At 71.6% G+C, this 14,690-nt stretch carries 16 protein-coding genes; 8 read left to right on the top strand and 8 right to left on the bottom strand.

Going from position 1 to position 14,690, the window contains the following annotated elements:
* Window positions 1–969, top strand: a complete 969-nt coding sequence (locus tag OG570_RS01555; protein ID WP_326955308.1) for an aldo/keto reductase — start codon at window positions 1–3, stop codon at window positions 967–969.
* Complete coding sequence (locus tag OG570_RS01550) at window positions 966–1,793, top strand: amidohydrolase family protein (protein ID WP_326955307.1); 828 nt, start codon at window positions 966–968, stop codon at window positions 1,791–1,793. Before OG570_RS01555 ends, OG570_RS01550 begins: the two co-directional genes overlap by 4 nt.
* A gap of 78 nt (window positions 1,794–1,871) precedes the next feature.
* Here the strand turns inward: OG570_RS01550 and shbA are convergent, their stop codons facing one another.
* The 4 genes from shbA to OG570_RS01530 form a co-directional block, all read right to left on the bottom strand.
* Window positions 1,872–2,525 (bottom strand): RNA polymerase sigma factor ShbA, encoded by a 654-nt coding sequence (shbA, locus tag OG570_RS01545; RefSeq protein WP_247062228.1) that lies wholly within the window; start codon window positions 2,523–2,525, stop codon window positions 1,872–1,874.
* A 253-nt stretch (window positions 2,526–2,778) separates the two neighbouring features.
* The gene (locus tag OG570_RS01540) at window positions 2,779–3,075 is read right to left on the bottom strand and encodes a DUF202 domain-containing protein (RefSeq protein ID WP_326947066.1); all 297 of its coding nucleotides are present in this window, start codon (window positions 3,073–3,075) and stop codon (window positions 2,779–2,781) included.
* Window positions 3,076–3,229: 154 nt separating this feature from the next.
* Complete coding sequence (locus OG570_RS01535; RefSeq protein WP_326955306.1) at window positions 3,230–3,586, bottom strand: YidH family protein; 357 nt, start codon at window positions 3,584–3,586, stop codon at window positions 3,230–3,232.
* 9 nt (window positions 3,587–3,595) lie between these two features.
* A complete protein-coding gene (locus OG570_RS01530; protein ID WP_326955305.1) occupies window positions 3,596–4,075 on the bottom strand; it encodes a GtrA family protein in 480 nt (159 codons plus the stop codon).
* A 161-nt stretch (window positions 4,076–4,236) separates the two neighbouring features.
* Between OG570_RS01530 and OG570_RS01525 the strand changes: the two genes are divergently transcribed.
* Window positions 4,237–4,647: a hypothetical protein gene (locus OG570_RS01525; protein ID WP_247062236.1), complete on the top strand. Its 411-nt coding sequence runs from the start codon at window positions 4,237–4,239 to the stop codon at window positions 4,645–4,647.
* An 81-nt stretch (window positions 4,648–4,728) separates the two neighbouring features.
* On the top strand, window positions 4,729–5,022 hold the full coding sequence (locus tag OG570_RS01520) for an iron-sulfur cluster biosynthesis family protein (protein ID WP_247062237.1): 294 nt from the start codon (window positions 4,729–4,731) through the stop codon (window positions 5,020–5,022).
* A 68-nt stretch (window positions 5,023–5,090) separates the two neighbouring features.
* Here OG570_RS01520 and OG570_RS01515 read toward each other — a convergent pair whose 3' ends face one another.
* The 4 genes from OG570_RS01515 to OG570_RS01500 form a co-directional block, all read right to left on the bottom strand.
* Window positions 5,091–6,215 carry a glycerate kinase gene (locus OG570_RS01515; protein WP_326955304.1) on the bottom strand — a complete coding sequence of 375 codons (1,125 nt, stop codon included), beginning with the start codon at window positions 6,213–6,215 and terminating at the stop codon, window positions 5,091–5,093.
* Window positions 6,212–7,144, bottom strand: a complete 933-nt coding sequence (locus OG570_RS01510) for a 2-hydroxyacid dehydrogenase (RefSeq protein ID WP_326955303.1) — start codon at window positions 7,142–7,144, stop codon at window positions 6,212–6,214. The genes OG570_RS01515 and OG570_RS01510 overlap by 4 nt, the downstream gene beginning before the upstream one ends.
* Window positions 7,145–7,247: 103 nt before the next feature.
* Entirely contained in the window at window positions 7,248–8,141 is an 894-nt protein-coding gene (locus OG570_RS01505) for an SGNH/GDSL hydrolase family protein (protein ID WP_326955302.1), read from the bottom strand.
* A gap of 108 nt (window positions 8,142–8,249) precedes the next feature.
* Window positions 8,250–10,337 carry an alpha-galactosidase gene (locus OG570_RS01500; RefSeq protein WP_326955301.1) on the bottom strand — a complete coding sequence of 696 codons (2,088 nt, stop codon included), beginning with the start codon at window positions 10,335–10,337 and terminating at the stop codon, window positions 8,250–8,252.
* A gap of 76 nt (window positions 10,338–10,413) precedes the next feature.
* Here OG570_RS01500 and OG570_RS01495 point away from each other — a divergent pair, with 76 nt between their 5' ends.
* The 4 genes from OG570_RS01495 to OG570_RS01480 are packed head-to-tail and all read left to right on the top strand — an operon-like array spanning window position 10,414 to window position 14,690.
* Window positions 10,414–11,604, top strand: a complete 1,191-nt coding sequence (locus tag OG570_RS01495; RefSeq protein WP_326955300.1) for an ROK family protein — start codon at window positions 10,414–10,416, stop codon at window positions 11,602–11,604.
* Window positions 11,605–11,614: 10 nt separating this feature from the next.
* On the top strand, window positions 11,615–12,901 hold the full coding sequence (locus tag OG570_RS01490; protein WP_326955299.1) for an ABC transporter substrate-binding protein: 1,287 nt from the start codon (window positions 11,615–11,617) through the stop codon (window positions 12,899–12,901).
* On the top strand, window positions 12,901–13,857 hold the full coding sequence (locus OG570_RS01485) for a carbohydrate ABC transporter permease (RefSeq protein WP_326955298.1): 957 nt from the start codon (window positions 12,901–12,903) through the stop codon (window positions 13,855–13,857). The genes OG570_RS01490 and OG570_RS01485 overlap by 1 nt, the downstream gene beginning before the upstream one ends.
* Complete coding sequence (locus tag OG570_RS01480) at window positions 13,857–14,690, top strand: carbohydrate ABC transporter permease (RefSeq protein ID WP_326955297.1); 834 nt, start codon at window positions 13,857–13,859, stop codon at window positions 14,688–14,690. Before OG570_RS01485 ends, OG570_RS01480 begins: the two co-directional genes overlap by 1 nt.

The following is a 14,690-nucleotide window of genomic DNA, read 5'->3' as shown; positions in this document are numbered from 1 at the left end:
GTGAACCTCTCCCTGTCCCCGCTCGGGCTCGGCTGCGCGCAGCTGGGCAACCTGTACCACGCGATCACCGACGAGACGGCGGCCGCGACCGTGCGGCGCGCGTGGGACGAGGGCGTCCGCTACTTCGACACCGCGCCCCACTACGGCCTCGGGCTGTCCGAAGCCCGCCTCGGCGCGGCCCTGCGCGAGTTCCCGCGCGACGAGTACGTGCTGTCCACGAAGGTCGGCCGCGTGCTGGAGCCGAACCCGGGTGGCGCGGGGGAGAAGGACGACGAGGGCTTCGCCGTCCCGGCCGCCTACAAGCGCCGCTGGGACTTCAGCCGTGACGGCGTCCTGCGCTCCTTCGAGGACAGTCTCACCCGGTTGGGCCTCGACCGCGTCGATGTCGTCTACGTCCACGACCCGGACGACCACTTCGAGGAGGCCCTGCGCGGTGCCTTCCCGGCGTTGCGCGAGCTGCGGGACCAGGGCGTGATCGGCGCGTTCGGCGCCGGGATGAACCAGGCGCCGATGCTCGGGGAGTTCGTCCGCCGGACCGACCTCGACGTCGTGCTGGTGGCCGGGCGCTACACGCTGCTCGACCAGGCCGCGCTGGACGAGCTGCTGCCGTTGTGCGCCGAGCGCGGCGTCACGGTGGTGGCCGGCGGGGTGTTCAACGCCGGCATCCTGGCCACCGCGGAACCCGGCCGGGTCTACGACTACGCCGAGGCGCCGCCCGAGCTCGTCGAGCGGGCGCAGCTGATCGCGAAGATCTGCGCGCGGCACGGCGTCGAGCTGCCCGAGGCCGCGCTGGCCCTGCCGATCGCCCATCCCGCGGTGGCGTCGGTCGTCGTCGGCGCGCATGATCCGGAGCAGGTGAGCGTGAACGCGCGGCGTGCCCGGGCCGTCGTGCCGCCGGAGCTGTGGGCCGAACTGGTCGACGCGGGACTGCTGCGCGCCGACGCCGTCATCGCCGAAGGAGTCTCATGATCGACGCGCACCACCACCTCTGGGACCCGTCGCGGCGGGCGTACCCGTGGCTGGCGGGGGGCGCGATGGACCCGATCCGCCGGCCGTACACGGCCGACGACCTGCGCGCGGTGACCAAGGCGGCCGGGGTGCACGCGACCGTGCTGGTCCAGACGGTGGCGGCGGAAGAGGAGACCGAGGAGTTCCTCGCGACGGCCGTGGCGGAACCGGTGGTCGCGGGCGTCGTCGGCTGGGTCGACCTGCGCGCCCCGGACGTCACGGACCGGCTGGCCGCGCTGCGGTCGCGGGGGCCGCTGGTGGGGATCCGGCACCAGGTCGAGGACGAGCCGGACGACGACTGGCTGCTGCGCCCGGAGATCGTGGCGGGGCTGAGCGCGGTCGGGGACGCCGGTCTGGTCTACGACCTGCTGGTGCGGCCCGCGCAGCTCGCGGCGGCGAGCGAGGTGGCGCTGCGGCTGCCGGGGCTGCGGCTGGTCCTGGACCACGCGGCGAAGCCGCCGATCGCGGCGGGGGAGTGGGAGCCGTGGGCCGGCGCGATCGCCGCGCTCGCCGAGCGCGAGAACGTCGTGTGCAAGCTGTCCGGCCTGGTCACGGCGGCGGACTGGTCGGGCTGGGAGGTCGCGCACCTGCGCCGCTACGTCGACCACGTGCTCGACGCGTTCGGTCCGGAACGGCTGCTGTTCGGCTCGGACTGGCCGGTCTGCGAACTGGCGGCGTCCTACGAAGTCGTCCTGGACGCGGCGGTCTCGCTGACCGGGTCCCTGTCGGACGCGGAACGCCTTGGCGTCTTCGAGCACAACGCGCGCGAGGTCTACGGCCTCTGACACATGGATGCGGGCGCGGGACCTCCCCCAGGGGGTACAGGAGGTCCCACGCCCGCGGCGTGAAGGTCTGGTCTGGTTCTAGAACTCGTCGTCGCTGATCATGCCGCGCAGCCGGGCGAGCGCGCGGTGCTGCGTCACGCGCACGTTGCCCGCCGAGATGCCGAGCGCTTCGGCGGTCTCCTGCGCCGAAAGGCCGACGGCGATGCGCAGCGCGAGGATCTCCTGCTGCACCCGGGGCAGCGTGGCGAGCAGCCGGCCGAGCCGGGCGCCGAGGTCGAGCGACAGCGCGCGGTTCTCCGGCTCGTTGCCGATCAGCGGGCGCTCCGGGAGCTCGGGAACGGGCTCGGAGCGGTCGCGGGCCACGGCGCGGTAGGCGTCGGCGACCTTGTTCGCCGCGATGGCGTGCACGAGGTAGAGGAAGGAACCGCCGCGGTCCTGGTAGTCCGGCAGCGCCTTCAGCACCGCGAGGCACACTTCCTGGGCGACGTCGTCCGCCGAGAGGTACGAGAGGTCACGGCCGCCCATCCGGGCGCGGCAGTACCGCACGACCACCGGCTCGATCATCTTGAGCAGGGTGTGGATGGCGGCGGGATTGCCCTCGCCCGCGTCTTTGACGAGCGGGTCGAGGTCCTCCTTGGTCAGTCGCCCACCAGGTCGGGGCAATGATTCCGGAGTGCGATAATCGCGAACCTCCGTGGCGGATTCCCCGGTGGTCCTGGACGGTGCAGTCATGGTCGTCTCCCCGGCCGACCCTCGACCGTCGCTGCCGGGGGTTCAACTCTCCGTAACGGTGTGATCGCAGGTACTCCCGGAGATCCGGTCCCACCTGCGCTCCGTGCGACGCTGGGTAATCGTAAGCACCTCCTGGCCCATCAGTCCAGATTTCAACCACCAATACCCCGTTCGCAGGAGCGACCGTGATGCAACCGCGACCAGACGCCTCACATTGCGATTAATCGCTTTCAGGATGTGCCGACTTCACTCGTCAGTGGAGCGCGATCACGGACGTGGCAGTCAAGGTCACGGCGAGCGACGTCACGGCGGGCAGTAGCCGGGGCATGGCCACCGGTTCGGCGGCACGCAACGCCCGTTCGCGGGCCGCGCCGACCCCCGCGAGCAGGGCGGACGTCGCCGCGGAGAGCAGAACGGGCAGGAGCGCGAGGCCCCAGTGGCGCAGTGCGGCCGAGTGGAGCAGCAGAAGGGTGCAGGCGGCGGAGGCCAGGGCGGTTCGACGCCAGGCCAGCCCGGTCCGCTCGGCCTGCGCACCGGCGGGGGCGGTCACGGTGCCGCCGGTGCGGTGAGACCGGAGTAGTCGCGAACGGCCGATAATCCGACTGCCAATAAGCCGGCGGCCGGGACGGGTCCGGGGGCGCTGGGCCGGCCCGGGACGCCGGTTTCGGGGCACCACGGACGGTGACCGAACGGTGTGGCGGCCGTCACGACAGCGCCAGCAGGATCGCCGCCGTGAGGATGAGGAGGAACAGGCCCGCCGTCAGCACCACGATCATCAGGCTGCGCGGCAGCGGCTCACCGGCCCGCATCGCGATCTGCACACGCCGCCAGCGCGGGTACGCCGCCGCGGCGAGGACGGCCGCCAGGGCCACGCACAGCCCGGCGAGCACGGCGCTGGCCCCGGCCGGGGCGGGCACGAGCTGGTGCACGGCGACCCCGCCGGCGAGCAGGCCGAGCGCGGTGCGCAGCCAGGCGAGGAACGTGCGCTCGTTGGCCAGCGTGAAGCGGTAGTCCGGTTCGGTGCCGCCCTCGTGGGGCTTGATGTCTTCTCGCGGGGCCACGTCGGCACGCTAGCCGGTGTGCGCGGCCTCGGCCTCTTCGCTGCGGTGCGCGAAGACCCACCAGCGCAGCACCGCGAACCGCACGAACCCGCCGACCAGGCTGGACAGCAGCAGCGTGCCCGTCTCCTCCCACGACGTCGGCCGGTCGACGACCGCGTCGAGGATCGCCAGCACCGCCGAGCCGTACCCGGCGTAGAAGGCGAAGGTGAGGAGGTCCTGCAGGTGCCGCTTCCCGGCGTTGCTCTGCCGCCCGGCGAAGGTGACGCGGCGGTGGAACTCGGTGTTCCCGACCGTCGTCAGCGCGATCGCGACCAGGTTCGCCACCTGGGAGCCGAGCCGGTCGCGCAGCAGGAGGAACAGGGCCGCCTGGATGCCGGTCGTCACGACGCCGGCCACGACGTACCACGCCGCGTGCGTGCCGAGTTCGTGGTGGCGGTCCGGGTCGGTGGCGATGAGCCGGTGTTCCGGTGCGCACCTGGTGGTGGCCATGATCCGAAGCTACTCCGCCTTCACAAACTTGTGAATATGTTAAACCCGTTGAAGAAATGTGATCCCGGTGACACCGCGGGCGTTTCGGGCTCCGGCACCTCGGGTAGGTCCCCGGCAATGACTATTTCCGATGACTACTTCCTCTACGCCGGGAGAAACCAGTGAGCGACCGCGACTCGGCCGAATCGGACAGCCTGAGCCCCAGCGAGGCGCTGGACGAGGACGAGCTGCGCGTCGACCCGCTAGAAGAGGGCGTCGAACCGCCCGAGCACTGGAGCGCCGCCGATCGGTACGGCACCACGCCCGAAGAGGTCCGCGAGGGCGAGCCGATCGACCTGCGGCTCGCGGAAGAGGAGCCGGACACCGAGCCGGACCCGATCCCGGACCGCCCGCTCGCGGCCACCCCGGCGGCCGAGCTCGACGAAACCGTCGAGGACGCGCCGGCGGACTACGAGCAGGTCGTCCCCGACGACGAGGTGCCCCACCGCCACGCGAACCCGGATCCGGGCGAGCGGGCGGACTACGCGGGCGGCTCCGTGGCGGACGCCATCCGCGAGGCGAGACAGGGCTGATCCGCTCACGCTGCGCGTCCGTTCGGGCGCATTTAGCGTGGGACCCCAGTGCACCGGACCGCGACGAAGGGAAGGCCGAAGATGCTGACCGTGACCGAAGCCGCCGCCGAGGCGATCACCGCACTGACCAGCCAGGGCGACGGGGACGCCGGGCTCCGCCTGGCGGTCCAGAACGCCGAGGGCGAAAGCGCCCAGCTGGCGTTGTCCGTGGCGCCGGAACCCGCGGAGGGTGACAGCGTGCTCGGCGCCGATGAGGGACCGAAGGTGTTCCTCGAACCCCAGGCAGCGGCGCTCCTGGACGACAAGGTGCTCGACGTCCAAGAGGACGACGCCGGCGGAGTGGCCTTCGCCGTGCTGCCGCAGCACACGAGCTGACCGCGGTCGTGAGTGGTAATGCGGGTTAGAACCCGCATTACCACTCACGACCAGTCGCGGCAGACCGGCTAACGAGCCCGCCAGGCGCTGACCAGGATCGCGGCCCGCACGCGCAGCAGCTCGGCCGCGTTCGCCCGTGCGTGGTCCAGTGATTCCGCGTGGTCGATCAACGCGCTGCTCGCGATGACGCCCAGGCTCGCCAGCCCGGCCTCGTCGAGCTGGATCCGCCCCGCCAGCGCCATCAGCGGCACCCCGCGCGGCCGGGCGCGCGCCGCGATTCCCGCCGGGGCCTTGCCGTTGAGACTCTGCTCGTCGAGTGATCCCTCGCCTGTGATGACGAGGTCCGCGCCGTCGAGGGCGGCGTCCACCCCGGTCAGCCCGGCGATCAGGTCGAACCCGGACTCCACCGTCGCGCCGAGGCCCGCGATCGCGCCCGCCGCGACGCCGCCGCCCGCTCCCGCACCCGGCACCCGTGACAGGTCCGGGGCGCCGCCCACCTGCAGCGCGTGCGCCCAGCGGCCGAGTGCCGCGTCGAGCGCCGCCACCTCTTCGGGGCCCGCGCCCTTCTGCGGCCCGAACACCGCCGCCGCGCCGTCCGGGCCGAGCAGCGGATTCGTGACGTCCGTCGCGACCGCGACACGCACGCCTTCGAGCCGCTCCCGCACCGGCGTCAGCTCGGTCGACGCGACCCGCGACAGCGTGCCGCCGCCGAGGCCGACCGGGGCGCCGAACGCGTCGAGCACGCCGGCGCCGAGCGCGCTCAGCATGCCGGCGCCGCCGTCGGTGCTGGCCGTGCCGCCGACCGTCAGGACCAGCCGCGTCGCGCCGTGCATGAGCGCGTCGCCGAGCAGCTCGCCGACGCCCCAGGTGTGCGCGGCCAGCGCTGTTTCCGGGCTGGGCTCGACGAACTCGATGCCGCACGCGCGCGCCGACTCGACGTAGGCGGTGCCGTCGAGCACGGCGTAGCGCGCCTTGACCGGTTCGTCGAGCGGGCCGCGGACGGTCAGCCGGACGATCCGGGCGCCCGCGGCTTCCAGCACGTCGAGGGTGCCTTCGCCGCCGTCGGCGACCGGGCAGGTGACGATCTCGGCGTCCGGCAGCGCGTCCCGCACGCCGAGCGCGATGGCTTCCGCGGCCTCGACCGCGGTGAGACTGCCCTTGAACTTGTCCGGCGCGATCACGACGCGGGTCACGGCTTCACCTCCGTCAGCGGGGCACGCCCGCCGAGCACTTCGACGACGTTGCGGGCGGCCAGCACGGCCATCGCAGTGCGGGTCTCGACGGTGGCCGACCCGAGGTGCGGGCTGAGCACGACGTCGTCGCGGCCGAGCAGCCGCGGTTCGACGTCGGGTTCGTGCTCGAAGACGTCCAGCGCGGCGCCGGCGATCTCCCCGGCCTCGAGCGCGTCGGCGAGGGCCGCCTCGTCGACGACCGGGCCGCGGGTCGTGTTCACCAGGTAGGCGCCGGGTTTCATGGCGCGCAACGCGGCGGCGTCGATCAGGTGCCGCGTCTCCGGCGTCAGCGGGCAGTGCAGTGAGACGACGTCCGAGCGCTCCAGGAGTTCTTCGAAGGAAACGGAACCCTGCTTCGACCGTCCGGTGTAGACGATCGACATGCCGAACGCTTCGGCCCGCTTCGCCATCGCCCGGCCGATCTGGCCGAACCCGACGATCCCGAGCGTCTTGCCCTGCAGGCCCGAGCCGAGCAGGAACCCGAGGTGGAACGACCACGGCGTGCGCGAACGCAGCAGCCGTTCACCCTCGCCGAGGCGTCGCGTGACGGCGAGCAGCAGGCCGAAGGCGAGGTCGGCGGTGGCGTCGGTGAGCACACCGGGGGTGTTGGTGACGACGACGCCGCGTCCGGCCAGCGCCGGGACGTCGACGTTGTCGTAGCCGACCGCGACGTTCGCGACGACCTTGAGATCCGGCCCGGCGGCGTCGGCGAGCGCGCCGTCGAGCCGGTCGTGGAGCATGCCGACCACCGCCGCCGCGCCGGCCGCGAACTCGTGCAGCTCGGCGGGCGAAAGCGGCCGGTCCGCCGGGGACACCACGACCTCGCCAGCCTGCGCGAGCACCGCCACCGCGTCGTCGGGAATCCACCGGGTCACCACGATCTTGGGCACCCGGACAGCTTAGGCGGTGTCCTGCAAGTCAAGCTCGCGGTCTTCGCGCCGTCAGGAACCACCTGGATCACGAAGCCCATCGAGCAGACTTGCAGGACACCGCCTAGCCGCGCTGGACCGCCCCGAGAACGATCTCCGACTGCGCCGCCGCGCCCGCGCCGTTGGGGTGGAAGGGGAAGGCCAGCAGCAGCGGGTTGCTCACCGAGACCGGGATCAGGCCCTCGGCGTAGCGCACGGTGGGCGCCTGGCACGCGTCGTGCCCGACGGTCGGGGTGTAGGTGTCGACGAGCTCGGCGCCGTTGGCCCCGGCGACCCGCGCGAGCATGGCGTTCATCTGGAGGAACTTCGCCTGCAGGTAGGCGACGTCGCCGTCGGCGATCGGGATCACCGGCCAGCACCCCTTCCCGCTCGCGGGCAGCCCGGCGAGGTAGTTCACCAGCAGGACCCGCGCCTGCGGCGAGCGCGCGTGGATCGCCTGCAGCGCGTTGGCGATCTTGGGCTCGGTCGCCGCGACGGCGTTCTCCAGCTGGTCGACGCCGCCCGCGGTGAACTTCGCCTTGCACGTGCTCACCGGCAGCAGGTTGAGGCACTTGGTCACGGCGGAGGCGAGCCCGATGTCGTTGCCGCCGATGCCGACGGTCACCAGGTCGGTGGTCGGCGTGAGCCGGTCGAACTGCGGCGGGTTCGTCCCGCCGAGCGGCAGCTTCTGCGGCTGCGTGAAGTCGGGCGTCGCGGCGCCGCCGCAGCTCGCGTCGCGGAAGGTTTCGACGCCGAGCGCGCCGGCCACCTCGTGCGGGTAGTCCGAAGTGGACTGAGCGCAGTCGAGCGGGGTGAACTGCGTCGTGGGCGGGAGAGTGACGAAGACGTCGGCGGTCCACGAATCACCCAGCGCCACGTACTCGTGGTAGCTGGTGCTCGCCGACGCCGACGCCGGGGCGGCGAAGGCGAGCGCGGCGATCGCGGGCACGGCGAGAAGGGTGAACAGGCGCCTGCGCATGCTGCCTCCGTTGGCGAGCGGCGAAGTGAAGACCTTTCACATTCGACGCGCAGCCGGTGAAAGTCAATCCTGCTCACCCGTCCTGGTGACTCCGGTCGGCGTGGGTATTCAGACCCTGGTCAGCCGCACCACCGCGCTCGCGTAGCCGCTCCCCGGCAGCGCGACGTCGATCCCGTGGCTCAGCAGCACCGCGCCGTGGTGCACGACGCCGTCCTGGTCCCGGTACCGCGCCGCCGGATCCAGCCCGGCCAGGCGCGGCGGCGTGACCGGCCGCGCGAACTCCGCGGGCCGCCGCCAGAAGATCACCACGACGTCACCGCCCAGGACGTACTGCACCGCGGTCAGCGCCGAGCGCGCCGGATCGGCCAGCCGGTACAGCTCGCCGTGCTGCACCACGGGCCGGATCTCCTTGTACAGCGCCACGAGCGCTGTCGCCTCTTCGAGTTCTGCGGCACTCCAGCGAGGCAGGTCCCCGCCCAGGCCGAGCACGCCCGCCATCGCGACGTGGAACCGGAAGCTCAGCGGCGCCTCCCGGCCGGTGGTCGGGTTCGGGCTGTCGGTGACCCAGGCCGACATCGTGCCGGCGGGGTAGAGCTGGCCGTAGCCGTGCTGGATGGTGATCCGGTCGGCCGCGTCCGTGTTGTCCGACGCCCAGATCTCGTCGGTGCGCGCGAGGATCCCCAGGTCGGTGCGGCCGCCGCCGCCCGCGCACCCCTGGATCCGCAGGCCGGGGTGATCGGCCCGCAGCCGGTCGAAGATCGCGTAGACCGCGCGGACGTGGTCGACCCACAGCCGTCCCGGATCCGCCATCGAGGGCCACCCGGCCTCGGTGAACGCGCGGTTCATGTCCCACTTGAGGTAGTCGATCCCGTGCTCGCCGACGAGCCGGTCGAGCCACTTGTGCGCCCAGTCCGCGACGTCCGGGCGGGCGAAGTTGAGCACGAGCTGGTTGCGCAACGTCGTGCGCGTGCGGTTCGCCATGTGCAGCACCCAGTCCGGGTGCGCGCGGTAGAGGTCGCTGTCCGGGTTGACCATCTCCGGCTCGACCCACAGCCCGAACTTCATCCCGTGCGCGTGCACCGCGTCGGCGAGCGGCCCGAGCCCGGCGGGGAAGCGCTGCTCGTTGGCGGTCCAGTCGCCGAGGCCGGCGGTGTCGCCGGTGCGGGCGCCGAACCAGCCGTCGTCCATCACGAACAGCTCGGCGCCGAGCTTCGCCGCGGCCTCGGCGAGTCGTGTTTCGGTCTGCTCGTCGACGTCCCAGCCGGTCGCTTCCCAGGAGTTGTAGACGATCGGCCGCAGCTCGCCGGAGTGCGGCTGGACGAACTCGCGGACGTAAGCGTGCCAACGCCGGCTCGTGCCACCGAAGCCGTCGGCCGCGTAGAGCCCGGCGAACACCGGCGTCTCCCAGGTTTCTCCGGGCTTCAGCCGCCAAGAGACGTTCTCGTGCCCGAACCCGCCGGTCCAGGTGACGCGGCCGGTGTGCGTGTGGTCGACCGTGATCCGCCAGCTGCCGCTCCACGCCAGCGCGGTCGACCAGACCTCGCCGGACGTCTCCGTCGCGTCACCGGCGTCGAGCATCACCCAGGGGTTGACCTGGTGACTGGACACGCCGCGACGGCTGGTCAGCGTGGTTTCGCCGACGGGCAGCGGTTCGCGCAGCACGCCGTACTCGGCACTCCAGGCACCGGACGTCCTGCTCAGCCGCGCGCCGTCGCGCCGGGGGAGCGTCCAGGACGCGGAATCCGTGCGCAGCAAGGCAATCTCCGCGTCCCCGGTGGTGCGCAGGGTCGTCCACCGCTCGATGACGTCGCCGCGGACGCGGTAGTGCAGCGAGAGTTCCAGCGGGTAGTGCCGGTCCGCGAGCCGCAAGTCCAGGGTGTCTTCGGTGCTGGAATGCCCCGCGTAACGCCACTCCAGCGCCGACGTCCCGTCCTCGAACCGCGCGGCCAGCGCCGCGACGCCGAAAAACGCGCCGCCCTCGGCCGGCAGTTCGAGCCGCTCGTCGCCTGGCTCGTCGAAGCTGCTCTCGGCCGGGTTGCGGCGCTCGGCGACCTGCGTGGCCTGCGCCAGCGTGAGCGGCGGCCCCCAGTGGACGTGCCGCGGCCGGTCGTCGGCGTCGAGCCGGAAGGCGTACGAGCTCTCCGGGGTGCGCAGCAGCCACAGCCGGTGCGCGGGGTCGTGTTCCACGAGCGACATGGTCCTGAGCGTAGGCACGACCAGCCGAAAAATAAATTCTTGACGAAGTTAATTAGTACTGCCTACCCTTCCGGCCATGCCTCGCAGTGCACCGGCAAGGGCGCCGATCACCAGTCCCGCGGCCGCGACCGTGTTCACCACGGTCCTGACCGAGGGGCCGGTCTCCCGCGTCGACGTCGCCCGGCGCACCGGGCTCTCCTCCGCCGCGGTCACCAAGGCGGCCCGGCCCTTCATCGACGCCGGTTACCTCGAAGAACTCGCCTCCGAAGGCCGGACGACGCCGGGGGCCGGGCGCCCCGCGAACCCGCTCGCCATCCGCCCCGACCGCGAGTACTTCGTCGGCGTCAAGATCACCGGCGACGACCTGATCGGCGTGGTCACCGACCTGCGCGCCGACGTCCGCGCCACCGCCCACCACGCGCTGACGAGCCACGACGTCGAGCACGTCGTGCGGGCGCTCGCCGACCTCGTCGGGGAGCTGCTTGCCGAGCCGACGCCGGACGGCACCAGCAACCTCCGCGAGCGGGCCTACTGCCTCGGCGTCGCGGTGTCCGGCGACGTCGACCGCGCGTCCGGGATCGTCCGTTACTCGCCGTTCCTCGGCTGGCGCGACGTCCCGCTCGCCGAGCTGCTCGACGAGGCGACCGGCCTGACGACGACGCTGGAGAACGACGTCAAGGCGCTGACCGTGGCCGAGCAGTGGTTCGGCGAGGGCGTCGGCGCGTCATCGTTCGCCCTGGTCACCGTGGGCACCGGGATCGGCAGCGCGCTGGTCGTCGACGGCGCGCTGGTCCGCGGCGCGCACGGCGTCGCCGGCGAGATCGGGCACGTCCCGGTCGCCGACGGCGGCCCGCTCTGCCACTGCGGCGGCCGCGGTTGCGTCGAAGCGATCGCGTCCACCGAAGCGATCCTTCTGCGCGCCCGTGACGTCTCCGGCGAACCCACGCTGACCATGGACGACGCCGTGACGCGCGCCCGCGGCGGTGACGAGCCGCTGCGCGAGGTGTTCGCCGCGGCCGGCCACGCGATCGGGCTCGGCCTGGCCGCGCTGGTCAACCTGTTCGGTCCGGAACGGGTCGTCGTCTCCGGGGAAGGCGTCGCCACCTACGACCTGTTCGAGGAGCAGATCCGCCGGACCTTCGCGGTCCAGGCGTTCGGCAGCGCCGCCCGCTGCGGCCTGGTCATCCGGCCGCTGCCGTTCGAGGAGTGGGCGCGGGGCGCGGCCGCCGTCGCCATCCAGAGTCTTTTCGTCGCCGAGAGCGTCTAAGGAGTCCCTTGTGAGCCCCCAGAAATTTACGCTGAATCGTCGAAGCTTCCTGGTCGGTTCCGTCCTGTTCGCCGGCGGAGCGGCCCTGGCGGGCTGCACCACGGACCCGCTGAACAAGAACGCCGGTGCCCCCTCGGGCGCCAAGGTCACGCTGCAGCAGTGGTACCACGCGTACGGCGAATCCGGGACGCAGCAAGCGGTCCAGCGGTACGCGCAGGAGTTCACCAAGGCCAACCCGGACATCGCGCTCAACGTCAGCTGGATCGCCGGCGACTACGAGACCAAGCTCAACTCGGCGATGCTCACCGCGCAGGCGCCGGACCTGTTCGAGCTGGGCGACTTCCGGTACCAGAACGTCAAGAACGGCCTGCTCGCGCCGCTCGACGACGTCATCGCGCCGGCCAAGGCCGACTTCAGCCCGGCCGCGCTCGACACGGTGACGGTGGACAACAAGATCTACGGCGTCAAGATGATCGACGACGTCATGATGCTGTACTACCGCAAGAGCGCGCTGCAGGCCGCGGGCGTCCAGCCGCCGCAGACGTTCGCCGAGCTGCTCGACGCGACCCGCAGGCTGAACACCGGCAAGCAGAAAGGCCTGTACGTCGGCACCGACGGCGTCGGCGAGGCCGCGACCCTGCTGCTCTGGTCGTCCGGCGCGGACTTCTTCGACAGCAGCGGCAAGAAGGTCGCGTTCGCCGCTCCCGAAGCCGTCGCCGCGATCGCCGGGCTCAAGCAGCTGCACGACACCGGCGGCCTGCTCCAGGGCTACCCGACCGACTGGTCCGACCCCGGCGCGTTCGCCAACGGCGCCACCGCGATGCAGTGGGGCGGCCTGTGGTCGCTGCCGGACGTCAAGAAGGCCCTGGGTGACGACGTCGGCGTCGTCGCGTGGCCGAAGTTCGGGGACGCCGGCAAGCAGGTCGCCCGCGTCGGCGGCTGGTACCAGCTGGCCAACGCGAAGTCCGCTCATCTGGATGCGGTGAAGCAGTTCATCGACTGGCTGTGGATCAAGAACGCCGACCTGCAGAAGGACTGGTGCGTCAAGTACGGCTTCCACATCCCGGCCCGCAAGCCGGTCGCCGCGCAGACGACCGAGTTCTCGAGCGGCCCGGCCAAGGACGCCGTCACGATCTCGCAGCAGAACGACAAGTCCTACTCGGGCCTGTGGAACAAGGCGTCGGCGACGTTGTTCCTGCAGGCCGCGACGAAGATCGCGAACGGGGCGGACCCGGCGGCCGAGCTGGGGGACGCGGCGAAGAAGGCCCAGGCCGAAGTCGACAAGCAGCTGGCCTGATGACCGCCGTGATGGAGGCCCCGGCCGTCCCGGCGGCGGCGAAGAAACCACGCCGTCGCCGCCGGGACTGGCGCGCGATCGGCGCGTTCGCCGTGCTGACCGGCCCGGTGGTGCTCGGGCTAGGGCTGTTCAAGTACGTCGCGATCGCGTGGAGCTTCCTGCTCAGCTTCAACGAAGCGCGCGGCACCATCACCATCGGCCACTGGATCGGCTTCGACAACTACGCGTTCCTGCTCGGCAACGACGCCTTCCTGACGTCGCTGTCGACGATCGCGCTGTTCACGGTGTTCATCGTGCCGATCACCTTCGTGGCGTCGCTCGGCCTCGCCGTGCTGATCAACAGCATCCGCCGCGGCAAGGCGTTCTTCCGCACGGTGTTCCTCATCCCGGCCGCGGTGTCGTACGTCGTCGCCGCGCTGGTGTGGAAGATGGCGCTGTTCAACGGCCTGCCCTCGGGCGTCGCGAACGTGCTCGGCGGCCTGTTCGGCGCCGAGCCGGTGCCGTGGCTGTCGGAGACCAGCCCGCCGGTGTACTGGGTCGCGGTGGTGACGCTGCGGCTGTGGCTGCAGGTCGGGCTGTACATGATCCTGTTCCTCGCGGGGCTGAAGGCGATCTCGCCGTCGCTGTACGAGGCGGGGGAGCTGGACGGCACGACCAAGTGGCAGGCCTTCCGCTACATCACGCTGCCGCAGCTGCGGAACACGTCCGTCGCGGTGCTGCTGCTGATCCTGATCGCGGCGTTCCAGGCGTTCGACGAGTTCTACAACCTGTTCGGCACCGGGCTGTCCGGCACCGCGACGGCGCCGGTGAAGCCGCCGCTGGTCTACCTCTACGACTCCGCGCTCGGCGACCAGAACTATGGCGTCGGCTCGGCGGGCGCGTTCCTGCTGACCGTGCTCATCGTCGTGATCACCCTGCTGCAGGGCCGGTTCGTCGGCTTCGGGAAGAAGGACTGATGGCCGTCCTCACAGTTCCCCGGAAAGCGCCGAAGTACGTCCTGGCCTCGGTGCTCGCGGTGATCTTCCTGCTGCCGTTCTACATCATGCTGCGCAACGCGCTGATGACGCGTCAGCAGGTCACCTCGCCGGACTGGTCGTGGCTACCGGACCCGCTGTCGTGGGTCAACTTCGGCGACCTGTTCGCCGACGCGTCGGTCCCGATGGCGCACTCGTTGTGGAACTCGTTCCTGGTCGCGATCGTGACCGCGCCGGTCGGCACGCTGTTCGGCTCGATGGCCGGCTACGCGCTGGCCCGGATCAATGTGCCGGGACGGCGTGCGGTGTTCACGTACGTGCTGGTCACGCTGATGATCCCGCAGTCGGTCACGTTCGTGCCGACGTTCGTCGTCGTCGGCTCGCTGGGCGGGGTCAACACGGAGTGGGGGATCATCGCGCCGAACCTGTTCAGCGCGTTCACCGTGATCCTCTTCCGCAACTTCTACCTGCGGTTCCCGGCCGAGATCGAGGAGGCCGGGCGGCTCGACGGCCTCGGTTACCTCGGCGTCTACCGGCGGCTCGTGCTGCCGAACTCGGGGAGCATGATCGCGTCGCTCGGCGCGCTGATGTTCATCGAAAGCTGGAACGCGTTCCTGTGGCCGCTGGTGATCGGGCAGGACCCGTCGTCGTGGACCGCGCAGATCGCCCTCTCCACGTTCCTGACCGCGCAGTCGGTCAACCTGCCGGCCCTGTTCGCCGGCGCGCTCGTCACCATCGCGCCGCTGGTCGCGATGTTCCTGGTCGCACAGCGGTTCATCGTCAGCGGGATCGCGGCGAGCGGCCTGAAGGAGTAG

Origin of the sequence: Amycolatopsis sp. NBC_01286, from assembly GCF_035982555.1 — a bacterium.
GTDB lineage: Bacteria > Actinomycetota > Actinomycetes > Mycobacteriales > Pseudonocardiaceae > Amycolatopsis.
Note: the sequence above shows the minus strand (reverse complement) of the source record. Positions and strands in the feature narration are given on the sequence as shown.

Bases quoted from the DNA above. Each gene is read 5' to 3' on its own strand.
- OG570_RS01550 (WP_326955307.1), top strand. From the start codon at position 966: ATGATCGACGCGCACCACCACCTCTGGGACCCGTCGCGGCGGGCGTAC.
- shbA (WP_247062228.1), bottom strand. From the start codon at position 2,525: ATGACTGCACCGTCCAGGACCACCGGGGAATCCGCCACGGAGGTTCGC.
- OG570_RS01530 (WP_326955305.1), bottom strand. From the start codon at position 4,075: ATGGCCACCACCAGGTGCGCACCGGAACACCGGCTCATCGCCACCGAC.
- OG570_RS01520 (WP_247062237.1), top strand. From the start codon at position 4,729: ATGCTGACCGTGACCGAAGCCGCCGCCGAGGCGATCACCGCACTGACC.
- OG570_RS01505 (WP_326955302.1), bottom strand. From the start codon at position 8,141: ATGCGCAGGCGCCTGTTCACCCTTCTCGCCGTGCCCGCGATCGCCGCG.
- OG570_RS01500 (WP_326955301.1), bottom strand. From the start codon at position 10,337: ATGTCGCTCGTGGAACACGACCCCGCGCACCGGCTGTGGCTGCTGCGC.
- OG570_RS01495 (WP_326955300.1), top strand. From the start codon at position 10,414: ATGCCTCGCAGTGCACCGGCAAGGGCGCCGATCACCAGTCCCGCGGCC.
- OG570_RS01485 (WP_326955298.1), top strand. From the start codon at position 12,901: ATGACCGCCGTGATGGAGGCCCCGGCCGTCCCGGCGGCGGCGAAGAAA.
- OG570_RS01480 (WP_326955297.1), top strand. From the start codon at position 13,857: ATGGCCGTCCTCACAGTTCCCCGGAAAGCGCCGAAGTACGTCCTGGCC.